Raw genomic sequence first — 14,954 nt, forward strand, 5'->3', positions numbered from 1 at the left:
ATTTTGCAAAATAGAGTGTTTCTCGTTTATATCAATCGCATTTTGCAATAGAGTTTTTCCTAACTTTAAGCGATCCTTATTCGGTACAGCTTGTTTTTCTCTGACCAAGCTATGTTCTGCGTCTTGTCCATGGAGTGAAGTAGTAGCCGAAACAGCGCTCGCGGATTGTTTTTTAAAGATAAAATACGCTAAAAAAGACCCTGCTACTAACTCCCAGAAACGAGTTTGCGGTGAGTAGAACGCAGCAACTAAGTCATGATGCACCACTCTAATATTGATGATTAAGGAAGCCATGAAAATAATCGACAAAACACCTGGAATAATAGGCGGCTTTTTCCAGATAAGCCATAATAATAATGGCCAAATAATATAATACTGCTCTTCAACCCCTAAAGACCAAAGATGGAGTAAAGGCTTTGTTTCTGCCAGATTATCAAAATAACCCGCTTCAAACCAAAAAGTAAAGTTCGAGAAAAATCCCGCACCGCTTAAAACGTGTTTACCTAGTTGTGCGTATTCATGGGGAAATAAAATGAACCACCCGACTATGAAACAAGCCAACAATGTAATTAGAAGAGCTGGAAAAATTCTTTTAATGCGGCGGCTATAGAATTCAAAAATATTGAAATTATTATTCGTTAAATTATTAAAAATTATGCTGGAAATTAAAAAACCCGAGATCACAAAAAAAATATCAACACCGATGAAGCCTCCTTTTATCAAAGTTGGAAAAACATGGAACCCAACTACTGACAAAACAGCGATTGCTCGCAAACCATCGATATCAGGTCGATAATTGAGATGATAATTAGACATTTAATTTCCTTTTAGTGTCAAGGTGCTTCTGTCATATGCACATAATTAGCAGTAGATTATTCTAATTTTCAAGTTATTGGTAGATGGATTATTAGAAAAATTACATAATCTCTATGGGGTCACAAACTTTTTTTCAAATTTTTTCACACATTCACACCTCAGTCCCGTCCCTAAGAACCTATCTATTACCCACTGCAGTGAATAAGAGCTCATGTTTCATGTTTCTCGAGTATTAAGAATATCTCGCAATTCATCATCATAAAATGCACCTACCGAGCAAGCTCCCAATCCACGTGCTTGGGCGGCAAGATAGGTTGTTTCTCCGCCTATGCTAGATTCTAAATTGGCGTACCGGTAATCTCTTTCTCCGTGTAGCAATCCTATCCGACTGAGATCAACGCTCCAGAAAATAACAAAGGCGGCTCATTCAAGAAGCACCTGAGAAAGCCCGGCTTGATATATTTCTTTTGAGAAATCACCCTCTCTAATTTTCTCTAAAGTGGCTCTTTCAGGAATATACCAATAAACGCCTTTGCTTAAATCTTTACCTTAGAGACTATAACGAATAGTTCAATGCGACTGCCATCTTCAACATTATGTGGATTTCCAAGAAGGACAAAGGACTGGCGGATTACGCCTGAAAAATCATCAGGGCTAATCTTTCGGTTAAAAAACCTGAGACCAAAAACAGCGCTACGAGAGAGATCTCCCTGGTGGTGGATATACTTTCCTTCTGTGGTAAACCAGATTCGATAACCACTCGATATTTCCAGGTTATTCTCAATAAGAGGGATTGTTGCTGGGCTAATAAATTCATACACGATCATCGTTATCACAGAATAAGCAATTAGCATTATGATAATTAAAAAGATTTTTTTACCCATGGCTTCCATTGAGTATGTGTTTTATCAAGCAGAACAGAGGGACTATTTTTTTAGCCAGTTAGAAACCAGAGGAAGTTGAAACCAAAGATGAATAGAAACTAAAGATAGCAAACAATAACCAAACAAATAATATAAATCAAAAGCGAGCAAGCCGATGCGCGCTACCCAGAATAGCCCCAACCAAGCTGTAGTGAGTAAATAAAAAATTAAATAGATTGCCGAGATCATATTTATGTAGCTTCTTTTCATTGGTTTCCCGATAAAGGCTCGTATAAATAAGTAAATGATCATCAACATAATAGGAAGATAAAACCAAAAGAATTTTCCATAATATCTATGAGCTCCGAAATTTAACGACAAAAATAACTTATCTCATGTAGTTATACTTCATTAAGAGGCAGCTGTCATTGTGAACCTAGTGAAGCAATTCAGATCGATCTTTGAATAAATACATCTCTTTACTTAATCTTAGGAGTAAAATCGAGCTCATAAATCTTATGAGATGTAAAAGCATTATTAACAAAGACCCGCCAATCAATAGAACACTTTAATTGGTCAGTATTGATTGAATAATAACTATTTTTTTCATCTTTAGTTCGCAAACAAGATGTTGAACCGGCGTGCAGTAGTGCACATTGCTCACCTTGATTTTTGGTAATTAGTGTTAAATTGGCATAATGAAGATGGCCTGTGCAAACGATATGAATAGGACTTTCTTTTAAATAATCTATAAATTCTTCCGCATTATTTAAGGGATGATGCATCCCTGAAAAATATTTAAGATTATGATGAAAAAATAGAATGTTTAATTGTTTTGAGGTACATGAAAAATGATTTTTTATACGCCCTAAGGTTTTTTGACTTAACCTACCATCTTTAATCTGATACGGAGTAGCACTATTAACCCCCAGAATATTTACTTCTTTATTATTAAAACTTACCTCCAACTGAGCAGAAATATATTCTTTGTAGCGTTTAAATGGATGTAAAAAACGGTAAATGGGATTATCAAAAGGAATATCATGATTGCCTGGAACAATAAGCAGAGGCATAGTTAAGCGCTGCAGGAATCCTAATAATTGTTTATATTGCTCAGAGCGAGCTCTCTGCGTTAAGTCTCCGGATATAATAATAACATCGGGATTCAATAAAGTTAGATCTTCCAGCAAAGACTCAATAATCTCAGGATTATGCATTCCAAAATGAAGATCGGAAATGTGTATTATTTTCATGATGAACTCTTTAAAAGAGTTAAAGAGCGAGATAATGTTCGATAATACAATGGAGTTTTTGTCTTGATGGTATCGCCATCCAGAGAGATTGTAATTTCTTTCTCATTTTTAAAATGGATTTCAATAGGATGTTTTGATTGAATTCGTTCAAAGAGATTTTTACTGCAAAATATACTTTGGATTATTTTAAATATTTGTATTTTTCCCTGTTTAAAATAATAAAGACCGAGCAAGGCTTTGTGGAAACTCTCTCTTTTAATTGTTGCTGGAAACTTATAACAATATATGTTATTACTGACCATCAAAAAAGAAGTGTGTAATGATAAATCTAGATTTTTGCTTTTTACAGTTAAAGTAAAGACTGGATGTTTTTTTAAACTCTCGATAAAACCAGGTATGTAGCTTAACCATTTGTTATAGTTCTTATTATACTGCTCTCGTTTGTCGGCAAATTTTGGATAAAAACCAATGGAAGAGTTATTAATAAAAATATTATCATTGACCTCAGCTAAGTCGATTTTAATTGTATGAAGTTTTTTCAAACTAGCAACTATCTCTTGAACACCACTAGGTAAACCAAGTTCCTTAGCAAAATGGTTAAGAGTGCCTAAGGGAATTACCCCTAAAATTATTGACGTATGGACGCAATAATGAGCTGCTGTTCGTATTGTCCCATCTCCTCCACCAATCAAAATAACTTTATATTTATTAATACATTTCTTTATTGTTTTTGGCAAATTTTTTGGTGTGGTCTCATAGAGAATATAAGAAATATTCGCACCTTTTAACCCCTCTAAATAGAGTATGGCTTTAGAGGAATTTTTGGCCATTTTATTTATAATAACAGCAATAGTATCCATCTATTCTCCTTTTGCTGTTAGAAAAAGAGAAATGCGATTTCTTTGTCACATATCTAATTTCTCATAACCAGATTGCTAAAATCTGAAATAAATGATCTTCTATAAAGTAATAGATTTCTTTTTGAATTAGTCAATAATTTTGTCACAAATAAAGCACATCATAAGGAAAGGTCCAACCGCCGTATTTAAATCCACCAGTAGGCTCCTCTTCCGGGCCGCCGGGAGCTTGCATCACACCGTCAAGAGTTATAAATGATAGGATAACTAATTTTCTCATATTGTTTATTTTCCCTCATAAGCTCGCTTAAGCGTTGCGATATCGAATTTCTTCATTGGTAAAAATGCTTGTATTACATGGTCAATCTGTTTACGAGTGCCATTTTTCATCATTTCATCCATAGCTGTAGGAACTACCTGCCATGAGAGGCCATATTTGTCCTTAAGCCAGCCACACTGCTCTGCTTCCGGTATAGCAGAGAGCTTCCCCCAGTAATAATCAATTTCTTCCTGAGTTTCGCAATTCACGATGAATGATATCGCTTCGTTAAAAGCAAAATTATGATTTTGAGCGCTCTCCATTGCAGCGAACCACTTGCCTGAAAGTATAAAATCGGCAAATGCAATTGTCCCTTCTTTTTCCGAGGCTTGATCCGAACCATAATGAGTAACATCGCCCCATCTTGAGTTTTTAAATACCGACATATAGAAATTGATAGCCTCTTCTGCTTTACCGCACACATTCCCGACGAACAGAAGCGATGGAATGATATGAGGGCGTTCTTCGCTCCCACTATCTGAAAGAATAAGTTGCCATGAAAGACCGTATTTATCCTGAACCCAACCATAGCGTTTGCTGAAATGATATTCTTGAAGCGGCATAAGCACCGTGCCTTTGCTAAGCAACTTGTTCCATAATATATCGAGTTTTTCTCTGGCATCCTTTCCCTCTGCGCGATTAAAATTTACGAGAAATGAAACCGAGGGATTGAATTTGAAAAGAGGTCCTGCGCTGATCGCCATAAAAGACTGGCCTGAAAGCTCAAAAGAAACAAGGTCACAATCTCCCGATGGTGTGTTATGAAGTGTTGTGATATTCGTAATTTTCGAGTCAGGAAACAAAGAAATATAGAACTCGACCGCTTCCCTAGCCTCCTTATCAAACCATAAATGCGGTGTTATCTTATCCATGTATCGTGTCCCTTTCAATTTTGTTTACTGCAGTGCTTCATTCATCCTTCTAACTTCAGCAGGACTCTTTTTAATTAATTTATCCTACTCTGAGTAGATTATCTTAAGCAAGCATTTCCCATTTATAAGCAAGATTACGCTTACTAGCACATTTAAAAGTCTTTCTCCAAGGATGATTATTTGTTCTTCTTCGTATCTGTCGATTTCAGAATTTAGTACCCTCGAATTGCTCATTAATAAATTATTTGAACTCTACTTTCATTTTATTGAAAACAAACATCGGATTAACTATGATTAAATAGTTATCACAATTTAAGGATTTTTCACATGCCAAACAGTATTGTTCCCTTCCGCGTAGATTTTGAGAAGGATGGTACTTCAGTTTCATCTAGGGCTCAGGCAATTAAAATTTTGGATGAAGTAGCGAGATTACATGCTAATGGAGCTAAAACGGTTGGGATCACTTATTCTGCCAATAAAGATCAAACAGATAAAATTATAGATATCTACAACAAAGGGGGTTGGAAAACCGGTACAAGTGGAGCTAATCAGGCAACTGTAATATCCGAAATCGAGCAGCTACTCACTGAGCCAAAATATAAACATTTACAGAGTGTATACCGGACAGTTCCTATTACCACGATGGAATACGACAGCAAAGGAAAACCAGCACCCGCTAAAGATACTGCAGTAAAGCAAAGTCTTGACCATGCTTCTAAATTTATGGAGAGTGGAGGCGTGTTACTCGGCTGGACTAATCAAAAAACCCCTCCAGGAAAGTTGGCAATTGGTGGTGGTGTGGCTGCTGGCGTGCAAACACCGGGTCAAAAACAAATGATTAACGATTGGGTAAAGAACAATCTACCACCTCCCTCTTTAGAAGACGATATACCATTAACACCTCCCAAGAAAACAGTATCCGAGACCTCTCAGCTACAGGCGCTGCAAATGCTTGAAAAAGAAGAATCTGCGCGTAAGAAAAAGAGTACTAGTGTTCAAAGTGAACAAACTGAAGCTTTGCTTGAGGCCTATAAAAAACATTGTGGGGAAGAATGGTTTAAGAATAACCCCCCTCAGAAAAATGATGAGGGTCGATTAAACCTATCTTTTAAATCCGATGAAGACATGGCTGACTTTTTTAAAAAGCAAGCTGATTCAGGAAAAAGTTTTATTATGATTGATGAAAAAACGAATAAAGTCATTGCCTTTTCTAATGGTGATGGAAAACTCTATAGGCCAGGAAAAGAAGGCCCGCAAGAGATTACCGATAAGTCCATAATGCCCAAAGAAAGTGACATGAAGGATCTTCCCGATCTCGATGGTTTTAAAATTCCGGCAAAAGAAACAACACAAGAGTCCAATACTCAGCTTCAACAAGTATAATACGCATAGACCGTTTGCTTGCAAACGGCAACGCTACTTTCATTCAACTAGCATGGGGAGTGCAGATATTCCTTAAATGAAGTTAATGCAAACGATAAAAAGGGTTCGTCTTAATTAGATTCTCTTGCGAAATAATGATGTGTCATCTATTTTCTCCAGCAAGCCTGGTTGCTTGCAACCTAATTTGCTGATCTTTTTCTCCAAACCAAAACTCAGAATAAAATCCTATGACACTAGGCTCTATCAAGGCTACGGCCTCTTGGAAATGCATTAGTTACTAAAGTGAATTAAGAATTAATTAATATTTAATTGATATAGTTTAATGAATTTTATAGGAGTCAATTATGATGAAAATATTAATTACTTATCTTTTTTCTTTAATGTTTTTTTCTCTATCTTTTGCAGCAAAACCAACTGATCTTGTTTTGCTACTACGTGTCAATTCAGCTGATAAAACAAAAATTTATGATCAATTTGTAAAGGATACAATTATTGCAAAAGATAATAATACAAATAAAACGAACATGCCTAACTATCATGTTACGGTGGGATGGATTGAAAATGGAAAAAGTGATAAAAATTTAGAGAAGATGATAAAAAATGAATTAAAAACTGAATCACCTATAAACTATTTTTTTGGAGAAGCTGGTATTTACCAAGTATCGCCATCATGTCCTAAGCCGGCACCGAACAATAAAAAATGTACTCGTAATGCTATTGTATTGTTTCCAGATGAGCCCACTAAAAATGAGTTAAAAAATATTAATTTGAAATTGAATTTATTACTTAAAAAATATAATCAGGACTATCATACAAATTTCAAAATGTATGCGGATATTATTCCAGAAAATTATACCCCCCATATCTCTCTAGCAGCTACCAAACAAGTTCTCCCAAAAAATAGAGAAAAAGCAGTAATTCAATTAAATGATAAAATAAAAGACAGTAGCTTTAAATATACTCAAATAAAATAAATTCCTGAATCACCCACGAAGACTATGATAACCGCAGAGAAAAGGACAATTGGAGCACAATTTGCTCCCCCTTCTTTGAGCCTAAGCTATAAATATGCACCACCTTTGTAATCAGTCTTACCCCCATTATTTTTATAGCTTGCTGAAGTCATGATTTATTAAGTGACTGCAATTCTCTTATAAAATTCGTTGCGAGCCTCAAGCCTTCAGCTAATTTATTATGAATTTCTGGATGCATATTTTGATCTTGGGCTTCCATTTCATTGCGTAAATCAAGAGCCATTTCTTCAAGTAAATGAATTTTTTCTTCTTTACTTATATTTCGATGATAAATTTCTAATACTTCTGCATCCCTGTCCATATTTGCATCCTTTATGTTCATTGATTTGTATCAATTATAGTACAAAGAACTCAATAGTCTGCTTTAAAACATCTGCATCATTTATATGGACAGCAAATTGGTAATAAAATGTAGTATCATAACAGAGGTGCAATCATCCATGACCAAATTGCCTTCGTTTAGGCGATTCTAGTTCATCAGCTATCTCATCATCGTCATGTTTTCTCTTCATCACCCGCATATTAAAAAATGAAGGCTGCTTTGCTGATTGAAACTCCTGCTGTAAACGTGGAGGTAAAGTAGCTACAGGCTCTAGCTCTTCTGCTTGGGGGATACAAAATTGTTCTAGCGGGAGTAAAAGCAATTCCTCTGGCAACGCGAGATCGTCGACCAACACGGGTGGGGTCGTATTGTCGAAAAACTCCATCATTTTTTCAAGTTCTTGCTCATCAATGACTAGTTGAGAAGAAGAGAACATTTCGTTTTCTAAAAATAAAAGATCCGTATCAAGTACTAAAGGCGATAAATCAACAGGAGGCATTGGAGCCTGAGTTAATTCTTCAGATGAATAACCCTCTCTAACTCCTATCAATTTTTTTAGTTTTTCATCTAAAATTCTTTGATTAATAATCTGCACTTGTTTTGCAATTTCAGGAAGATAGGTAGTTAAAGTTCTTTCTTGATAAGCAACTAAATCAAAATCAGAACCAAAAGGAGGATTAAAAACCTGCAATCCACATTGATTAGGAATAATGTTTAATAAAGAGTACTTTTTTACCCATTTGGGGAGGTCTTTGGGATTAAATACAAATTTTTGCTCTACAGGTCGATCTTTATTTTCCTTATCATAAAAAACAGGGGCAGGATCAACATGCAAAGTTGATGGGCATATTTTGGCGTCATCAATAAGTTGTATTGAGTTCGAGATTACAAGTTGATCAACCTGTATCGGTATTAAAAAATGAGACGTATCAGTAGGAAAATTTGGCTCAAGTTGTTGCATGAATAAATTTTTAGCATGTTTAAATTTATGATCAAGGCAAATATCAATCACTTGTACGTATTTAGCGCCACCAACAGTTTCTATTTCAAATATACTGTTGTTAGAAATAAGTTCTTGATTACTTCCTACTATATAGGAAGAAACCTCGGAGGCGGGATAGTTTGTTTGTGAAAAATTTATTAAACCTGGATATGTTACATCAACAGAAGAGGCAGTGCTTTTAAAAATAGCACGTATTTGAGAATTTGCCCCGCATGTCACATAAAGAGTGCAATTTAATATTTTTCCATTACTATCAAGAATTGGAAAAGAACTTAAGCATACATGTACATTATCTAATGAGTTTGTTGCTAAATGCTGAATTTTTTCAATTAATAAATTAAATTTATCTATAGTGATATATTCCTTGCCATATAAAGCAAACTCATATAAAGAAAGCCGTGTGATTGTATTTTTATATTGTTCTTGTAAGTAAAATTTACCATTTTTCTCGATGCAATAAGCTTGTCGGTGATAGTCATTAGCTAGATCAAATAAAAATTCAACATATTCCGCTAATCGTGAATACATATCTAAAAAGGAATAGGGATTTGTATGTAGACCAGCTTCTCCTTGTGAGAAAAATGAACTTTGCGGATAGATTACTAAGTCACGTATAGTTATATCTGCATTTTCCCTTTGTTCTCTTTTTTTATAAAACGATCGGAGTTGCTCTTCAAAAAAAGATATAGACGACATTGTTTTCAATAGAGTTAAATTTATGGCAAATTTTAACCCATAAAGGAATTTAAATAAACACAAAGTTGCTAATTTAGAGCTCCCAGGGAAAAATAAAACTTGTAGATTAGCTCTGTTAAACTTAGCATTTATAAATAGCATATCCAAATCGCTCCCAATTCAATGCTTCATTCGGAGCGGTTGTCGCCTCTTTGGTGCTGGTTGTTACCATCCGCAACCACCCGACAGCATTTTGATGGACATTGCTCGCTGCATCATGTCTTGTGGCGACTCACGCAATCTTCTGGATCTGGATCGCTCGGTGAACGTTGCGCTTGTGCCACACTATCACCCGAGACGCTTCCTCCTGATTGGACGCGTTTGCGAGACCAATGGGAATTTGCCCACGCTTCACGGGCGATTCTTCAGATTATTGCGCTTGCTGCGTTGGTGATTTCTATTCTTATTGAACTGCCACAGAGAGTGCGCCATACTGAGCAAGGGTAATCTGTATGGCTATCATTCGGCGCTGCCTGGATTAATACTAGTAATAACGTGCGCGCCTTAATAATAGGGCAACAACTTTATCTAGTATAGATATAGATAAATTGAACTATAATTAATCAAATAGATCTTTTTCAGGAGCCCCTCATGTTAAACCCATCAATTAGAGAATACATGCATAGTCATGATATTGCATATAAGACTATCAGCCACCCTAGAGCATATACAGCATCACAATGTGCACAAGCAGCACATATTAAAGGAAACTGTTTTGCTAAATCTATAGTTGTCAAATTGGATGGAAAATTTGCACTAGTAGCAATTCCCGCCCATGCTCGTCTGGATTTAAACCTATTAAAAAAAGAAACTCACACAAAGCGTGCAGAAATTGCTAAAGAATTTGAGTTTCAAGACAAATTTACAGACTGTGAAGTTGGAGCGATACCATTGTTTGGCGAACTTTATGGTATGGATGTCTATCTTGCGGATAGTCTTGCACATAAAGAATGGCTTGTTTTTAATGCGGGTAATCATACTCAACTTCTAAAAATCAAAAGTGAAGATTTTTTAAATTTAGTGCATCCAAAAACTTTATCGCAATGTTAAATACACTACTTAAGCGAGACAACGAGTAGACTGTGAGTTAGTATGAAAATAAAACCTTTAAAGTGTTTTCCAATTTTCATGCGCTAAATTATGAAGTCTTGTGATTTCATCCTAATTCTTTTCATGCGGATGAAGCAGTTTCCTTATGATTCAAAATCTATCCTCTTTACTCCTCCTCTACTAAGACAAATACTTAAGGCTAATAGTGCTATAGAATGAGATATTTTGCTGAAAATTGCACAACATAAATAATTTAATGTAAAAATAAAAACTTAGAGACTATACGTTAAGTGAATACAAACTGAGTAGAAAGTGTAATTGGTTCCAAGATACTCTGCCACAAGGCGTAGGACCAAATAATGGCTATAATTAATACATAGTAACTTATAAAAATATGACCGCTCTAATTACTTTTGAATTTTTGAAGTATATTTTTTATTTGGAGTGTCGGCATGGGTATTGCGAAGCTGCGCTTTTTCAGCACAAAACCACAAAGTATTGGTGGATTAGCATCAGCCATAGAACGTAATGTGCCTTATTACAGAATTCATGGTACTTTTCCTGAGTATGGCTTGCCAATAAGAGGCAATTTTGACAAAGTAACTATTGAGGCATTAACTAAATACTTATCGGAAAAAAAACCACTAATAACATATGGTGGAGCCACTGTTCTTGATGATTTATTCACTGGCTTTTTAAAAGATAAAGAAATTGAAAACGGGAAAAGTGGATTAATCGTGGGCGTTGCGGAAAGACTAATTGTATTATCTTCACTTGATTTCATTCCAGAAGAATATATTCACGGAGCAATCATCGAGGGTTTACCTGCGGAGCGTATTGTTGCTTACATCACGGATTTAAAAGACTTGCTTGATGGAGAAATTGTAAGAAATCACTTTGCAGAGGTGAACTCCTCATTGCCCCCAACAGTAACACTACCTGAAATAGAAGATTCTGACTTTGTACACTCTGTATGGGAATCAGCATCTTCCAAAGATACATTAAGAAACGAATTTTAATGCACATAGAGCAGCTTCATTTAATATTTTCTTAATATTTTGTCTATATATTTATCACTTTAATTAATAAAAGGATAAATATGAAATTTCAAAACTCCTTGTTTGAAGACCGCTACAATGAATACTGGAATAAAAACGTAGTAACATTGGATGAAACGATTCGCAACACTTCTTTAGGCCTTAATTTATTTGAAAATCGAGCAAATGTGACTCAATTAATCGAAGCATATCAACAGCATATTTTAACTATTTTAACAAATTTGGACCGCCAGTCTTATCTATTCGAAGACAAAGAATATGTACAAGCATACATGAAAAATACCGTGAGCCAAACAGTTGAAGATTTTTCTTTTTATGCAAAGATATTTCCTGAGACTCAGGAAATTTGCTCAAAATTTTTAAAGACGCTTGGTGTAAACTCACCATCAGAAACTAAAGAAACCTCATATGTTCCTATGTGTAACAATTGATGTTCATGAGTTTTGCCTGTATCTAAGTTCAATTCAATACAGGCTAACCCTGGTTGATTACAGTAATTAATTAAAAGATTCTGCAGAATATCTTCTTTGAGGAAGATCCTGATGAGCAGTGTTGTCTACATGGTGATGCAGCCTACTTGCCTTATCTTCATCAAAGAAATATGGAGAATACGTCAACTCAGCTCTTGAAGATTTTTTAACAAAACAGAAAAATGTTGCTTTTGCTACATCCGTTGCAGAACGAACTTCTTCTTTCACCAATGTAAACCCAAGTTGTTTGGTGATTACATCAAGAATATTTTTAGAAAAATAAAGCGATTGATATTCAGATTTAAATTTTGAAATAGCTTCCATAGCATCTTCAGGATTAAGAATTTGCTTTTTATCAATGCTATATCTTAGGTTTAATAAAATATGAGATAGATCCAAGATATCCTCATCAAAACAATTCGCATGCTCTGATAAAAAGAGAATGCCCCCTGGCTCTAAAATTTGACTTGCCTGTTTTAAACTGTCGAGCTGTGCCTGAAACGATGGGAAATGATGTAATGAATGATTATACATCACCACCGCAAATTTTTTCCCCTTAAGTGCACCTAATAGATCACTGCCATCATATTCATAATAGTTATGAAGTTGTGCCATATAATGATTTTTTCTTTTTTTATCACTGCTATTTTCACCACCCCAGTCAATCTCAGTTTGAATATCAATTGCATTTCCTTCCATCTCTAAATGCTGGCTTACCAAATAAGTCATTGCACAATCACCAGCACCTATATCAAGAAGGGCTTTTCCTTTCAATTTTTCCTTCTGTTGAGGTGAACAATGAGAGGTGATGATACGAGTTATATTTGCAGATTTATAATGCTGATACTCTGTATCAGTCATTGAAAACTCCTTTTTATTCTGCATGCCAACTGAAAGATACCATTGATGAATTAATGCAGCAGCCTCAGGATCAGGAGTTACCGAAGGTAAGTCTTGCAGTGTTTTAATAAAATCCAATACCATTTGTTTGTCTATATCTGGAAATGTATATAAAAAAGCTTTTTCTGCTTGTTTTTGGCGAGCCTTGGATTTTAATAGTTTAATTATTTGATTAGGCTGAATAATTTGTTGTGGGGCTGAAACTGGAGTTTTTTTTGCAACTTCAATCTTTTGCATAAGATTAGAATTTTCCTGACTGGTCTCATCATTGCTGTTCGTAATTGCTGGCATATCACCTCTATAATCAATTCAAATTGTTGTTCATTATATGCCAATTATTATTATTTTCAACTCACATTGACTCTTTATTTCTCAATCAATGTGATTAGTCATTATTAATGATAAATGGTAGAGTTGCTGAAAAATGCTTTTGTAGTGTATTCTGGTTTTGCTTTTGGCTAGGACGCTAATTTATGAAAGAGCCTTATTTCCATTTCACTAGTTCACTAGGATTATTATTTGCTAGTTTTTTCGTATTTCTTATTCTTTTAGGAATTTGGAATGTATTCCAAAAAGAGCACACTATATTAAGAAACTTTCCTCTCATAGGTTATGTACGCTATGTCTCTGAATCATTGGGGGTCTATTTAAGACACTTTTTTTTTACTCGAGACCGGGAAGAGTTACCTTTTAATCGCACTGAACGTACATGGATTTATGAAGCAAGTAAAAATACCGACACAACTATAGGATTTGGAACTACTCGGGACAGAAAACCGAATACAATATATTTTGTTGACTCACCTTTTCCCGTGCTTAAACGATATGTAGTAAAAGCACACTCTGTGACAATTGGAATGCATTGCAAATATCCCTATACAACAAACTCATTAATCAATATTTCGGCAATGAGTCATGGATCCATTTCGCAAAATGCGATTCTTGCTTTATCGCATGGTGCAAAAAAAGCGGGGTGTTGGCTCAATACAGGGGAAGGCGGCTTATCCCCTTATCATTTAGCAGGTGGATGTGATTTGATTGCTCAGATTGGATCAGCAAAATATGGATACCACGATAAAGACGGTAACTTGTCTGATGAAAAATTAAAAGAAGCAGCGGCACATCCTCAAGTTAAAATGTTTGAAATTAAACTCAGTCAAGGATCCAAACCAGGAAGAGGTGGAATATTACCCGCTGTTAAGGTAACAAAGGAGATTGCTAAAATTCGGGGCATCAAACCTCACGAAGATTCTATTAGTCCAAATCGCTTTCCTGAAATTTCAAATTCATTTGAATTACTTAATCTAATTCATCATGTAAGAGAAGTAACTGGAAAACCTACGGGATTTAAAGTTGTTCTTGGTGATTATGAATGGCTGGACGAGTTATGTGAAGAAATCCTCAAACGAGGTGTGGAGTATGCACCGGATTTTATTACTCTTGATGGTGCTGAGGGGGGAACAGGAGCCGCTCCTCTAACGCTTGCGGATTATATGGGCCTATCTCTAACAGAAAGTCTCCCTGTCCTTGTCGATAAACTAGTAGAATATGATTTGCGTGATCGAATCAAAATCATTGCCTCCGGCAAATTAATTACCCCCGGAATGGTAGCCTGGGCACTTTGTGTTGGAGCGGATTTTGTCAATTCAGCGCGTGGATTTATGTTTGCGCTTGGCTGTGTACAAGCGCTGAGATGTCATAAGAATACATGTCCGACTGGAATTACAACTCACAACAAATGGCTAACCCGAGGCTTAAATCCTAAAAACAAGGCCGTTCGCGTTTATCATTATGTCAAAAACCTCACCAATGAAGTAGGTATCATCTGTCATTCCTGTGGTGTAGAAGAGCCACGAGAATTAAGACGACATCATGCCCGAATTGTGTCAGAGCATGGTACATCTGTTTCCCTGGCAGATATTTATCCTCCAAAGGAAAAAGGTTCAAAAATTAGCAAAAAGCAAAAGTCATAAAAATACCCAAGTACAATAAAAAGAATCACTCAGGTATGCTCTATCA

The 14,954-nt window shown here is 35.6% G+C and carries 18 protein-coding genes; 7 read left to right on the forward strand and 11 right to left on the reverse strand.

Annotated features, from left to right (window positions below):
• The 8 genes from A8O27_RS05560 to A8O27_RS05585 form a co-directional block, all read right to left on the reverse strand.
• Positions 1–816, reverse strand: an 816-nt coding sequence (locus A8O27_RS05560; protein WP_154669235.1) for an acyltransferase family protein, incomplete at its 3' end; no start/stop codon positions are given.
• Positions 817–1,032: 216 nt separating this feature from the next.
• On the reverse strand, positions 1,033–1,227 hold the full coding sequence (locus A8O27_RS19495; RefSeq protein WP_082642439.1) for a nitroreductase family protein: 195 nt from the start codon (positions 1,225–1,227) through the stop codon (positions 1,033–1,035).
• Positions 1,228–1,352: 125 nt separating this feature from the next.
• Positions 1,353–1,700 carry a hypothetical protein gene (locus A8O27_RS05565; RefSeq protein ID WP_058459350.1) on the reverse strand — a complete coding sequence of 116 codons (348 nt, stop codon included), beginning with the start codon at positions 1,698–1,700 and terminating at the stop codon, positions 1,353–1,355.
• Between the two features lie 42 nt (positions 1,701–1,742).
• Positions 1,743–1,949, reverse strand: coding sequence for a hypothetical protein (locus tag A8O27_RS05570; RefSeq protein WP_131744453.1), 207 nt, complete (start codon positions 1,947–1,949; stop codon positions 1,743–1,745).
• Positions 1,950–2,158: 209 nt separating this feature from the next.
• Positions 2,159–2,932, reverse strand: coding sequence for a metallophosphoesterase family protein (locus A8O27_RS05575; RefSeq protein WP_058459348.1), 774 nt, complete (start codon positions 2,930–2,932; stop codon positions 2,159–2,161).
• The gene (locus A8O27_RS05580) at positions 2,929–3,792 is read right to left on the reverse strand and encodes a diacylglycerol/lipid kinase family protein (RefSeq protein ID WP_058459347.1); all 864 of its coding nucleotides are present in this window, start codon (positions 3,790–3,792) and stop codon (positions 2,929–2,931) included. The genes A8O27_RS05575 and A8O27_RS05580 overlap by 4 nt, the downstream gene beginning before the upstream one ends.
• Before the next feature lie 142 nt (positions 3,793–3,934).
• A complete protein-coding gene (locus A8O27_RS19310) occupies positions 3,935–4,069 on the reverse strand; it encodes a hypothetical protein (RefSeq protein ID WP_259293083.1) in 135 nt (44 codons plus the stop codon).
• A gap of 5 nt (positions 4,070–4,074) precedes the next feature.
• On the reverse strand, positions 4,075–4,980 hold the full coding sequence (locus tag A8O27_RS05585) for a VOC family protein (protein WP_058459346.1): 906 nt from the start codon (positions 4,978–4,980) through the stop codon (positions 4,075–4,077).
• Between the two features lie 327 nt (positions 4,981–5,307).
• Here A8O27_RS05585 and A8O27_RS05590 point away from each other — a divergent pair, with 327 nt between their 5' ends.
• Both A8O27_RS05590 and A8O27_RS05595 read left to right on the forward strand, forming a co-directional pair.
• The gene (locus A8O27_RS05590) at positions 5,308–6,363 is read left to right on the forward strand and encodes a hypothetical protein (protein WP_058459345.1); all 1,056 of its coding nucleotides are present in this window, start codon (positions 5,308–5,310) and stop codon (positions 6,361–6,363) included.
• 344 nt (positions 6,364–6,707) lie between these two features.
• On the forward strand, positions 6,708–7,337 hold the full coding sequence (locus A8O27_RS05595) for a hypothetical protein (protein WP_058459344.1): 630 nt from the start codon (positions 6,708–6,710) through the stop codon (positions 7,335–7,337).
• Positions 7,338–7,485: 148 nt separating this feature from the next.
• Here the strand turns inward: A8O27_RS05595 and A8O27_RS05600 are convergent, their stop codons facing one another.
• Both A8O27_RS05600 and A8O27_RS05605 read right to left on the reverse strand, forming a co-directional pair.
• The gene (locus tag A8O27_RS05600) at positions 7,486–7,698 is read right to left on the reverse strand and encodes a hypothetical protein (RefSeq protein WP_058459343.1); all 213 of its coding nucleotides are present in this window, start codon (positions 7,696–7,698) and stop codon (positions 7,486–7,488) included.
• Between the two features lie 133 nt (positions 7,699–7,831).
• A complete protein-coding gene (locus tag A8O27_RS05605) occupies positions 7,832–9,418 on the reverse strand; it encodes a hypothetical protein (RefSeq protein ID WP_131744452.1) in 1,587 nt (528 codons plus the stop codon).
• 201 nt (positions 9,419–9,619) lie between these two features.
• On the opposite strand from A8O27_RS05605, the gene A8O27_RS05610 reads away from it, so the two are divergent.
• The 4 genes from A8O27_RS05610 to A8O27_RS05625 all read left to right on the forward strand — a co-directional run bounded on the left by A8O27_RS05610 (position 9,620) and on the right by A8O27_RS05625 (position 11,996).
• Positions 9,620–9,904, forward strand: a complete 285-nt coding sequence (locus A8O27_RS05610) for a hypothetical protein (RefSeq protein ID WP_058459341.1) — start codon at positions 9,620–9,622, stop codon at positions 9,902–9,904.
• A 144-nt stretch (positions 9,905–10,048) separates the two neighbouring features.
• A complete protein-coding gene (locus tag A8O27_RS05615; RefSeq protein WP_058459340.1) occupies positions 10,049–10,507 on the forward strand; it encodes an aminoacyl-tRNA deacylase in 459 nt (152 codons plus the stop codon).
• Positions 10,508–10,959: 452 nt separating this feature from the next.
• Positions 10,960–11,526, forward strand: coding sequence for a hypothetical protein (locus A8O27_RS05620; RefSeq protein ID WP_058459339.1), 567 nt, complete (start codon positions 10,960–10,962; stop codon positions 11,524–11,526).
• Between the two features lie 80 nt (positions 11,527–11,606).
• A complete protein-coding gene (locus A8O27_RS05625; protein WP_058459338.1) occupies positions 11,607–11,996 on the forward strand; it encodes a hypothetical protein in 390 nt (129 codons plus the stop codon).
• A 66-nt stretch (positions 11,997–12,062) separates the two neighbouring features.
• Here A8O27_RS05625 and A8O27_RS05630 read toward each other — a convergent pair whose 3' ends face one another.
• A complete protein-coding gene (locus tag A8O27_RS05630) occupies positions 12,063–13,226 on the reverse strand; it encodes a class I SAM-dependent methyltransferase (RefSeq protein ID WP_058459337.1) in 1,164 nt (387 codons plus the stop codon).
• Positions 13,227–13,408: 182 nt separating this feature from the next.
• Here A8O27_RS05630 and A8O27_RS05635 point away from each other — a divergent pair, with 182 nt between their 5' ends.
• A complete protein-coding gene (locus A8O27_RS05635) occupies positions 13,409–14,908 on the forward strand; it encodes an FMN-binding glutamate synthase family protein (protein WP_058459336.1) in 1,500 nt (499 codons plus the stop codon).
• Positions 14,909–14,954 lie beyond the last annotated feature (46 nt).

The sequence above is a fragment of the Legionella bozemanae genome (assembly GCF_001648595.1).
In the GTDB taxonomy this organism is placed as follows: Bacteria; Pseudomonadota; Gammaproteobacteria; order Legionellales; family Legionellaceae; genus Legionella; species Legionella bozemanae.

What these genes read in the sequence shown, in the direction of transcription:
- A8O27_RS05595 (WP_058459344.1), top strand. Translation starts at nt 6,708, where the DNA reads ATGATGAAAATATTAATTACTTATCTTTTTTCTTTAATGTTTTTTTCT.
- A8O27_RS05630 (WP_058459337.1), bottom strand. Translation starts at nt 13,226, where the DNA reads ATGCCAGCAATTACGAACAGCAATGATGAGACCAGTCAGGAAAATTCT.
- A8O27_RS05570 (WP_131744453.1), bottom strand. Translation starts at nt 1,949, where the DNA reads ATGAAAAGAAGCTACATAAATATGATCTCGGCAATCTATTTAATTTTT.
- A8O27_RS05605 (WP_131744452.1), bottom strand. Translation starts at nt 9,418, where the DNA reads ATGTCGTCTATATCTTTTTTTGAAGAGCAACTCCGATCGTTTTATAAA.
- A8O27_RS05600 (WP_058459343.1), bottom strand. Translation starts at nt 7,698, where the DNA reads ATGGACAGGGATGCAGAAGTATTAGAAATTTATCATCGAAATATAAGT.
- A8O27_RS05615 (WP_058459340.1), top strand. Translation starts at nt 10,049, where the DNA reads ATGTTAAACCCATCAATTAGAGAATACATGCATAGTCATGATATTGCA.
- A8O27_RS05575 (WP_058459348.1), bottom strand. Translation starts at nt 2,932, where the DNA reads ATGAAAATAATACACATTTCCGATCTTCATTTTGGAATGCATAATCCT.
- A8O27_RS05580 (WP_058459347.1), bottom strand. Translation starts at nt 3,792, where the DNA reads ATGGATACTATTGCTGTTATTATAAATAAAATGGCCAAAAATTCCTCT.
- A8O27_RS05635 (WP_058459336.1), top strand. Translation starts at nt 13,409, where the DNA reads ATGAAAGAGCCTTATTTCCATTTCACTAGTTCACTAGGATTATTATTT.
- A8O27_RS05565 (WP_058459350.1), bottom strand. Translation starts at nt 1,700, where the DNA reads ATGGGTAAAAAAATCTTTTTAATTATCATAATGCTAATTGCTTATTCT.
- A8O27_RS05585 (WP_058459346.1), bottom strand. Translation starts at nt 4,980, where the DNA reads ATGGATAAGATAACACCGCATTTATGGTTTGATAAGGAGGCTAGGGAA.
- A8O27_RS05590 (WP_058459345.1), top strand. Translation starts at nt 5,308, where the DNA reads ATGCCAAACAGTATTGTTCCCTTCCGCGTAGATTTTGAGAAGGATGGT.
- A8O27_RS05620 (WP_058459339.1), top strand. Translation starts at nt 10,960, where the DNA reads ATGGGTATTGCGAAGCTGCGCTTTTTCAGCACAAAACCACAAAGTATT.
- A8O27_RS19310 (WP_259293083.1), bottom strand. Translation starts at nt 4,069, where the DNA reads ATGAGAAAATTAGTTATCCTATCATTTATAACTCTTGACGGTGTGATG.
- A8O27_RS05625 (WP_058459338.1), top strand. Translation starts at nt 11,607, where the DNA reads ATGAAATTTCAAAACTCCTTGTTTGAAGACCGCTACAATGAATACTGG.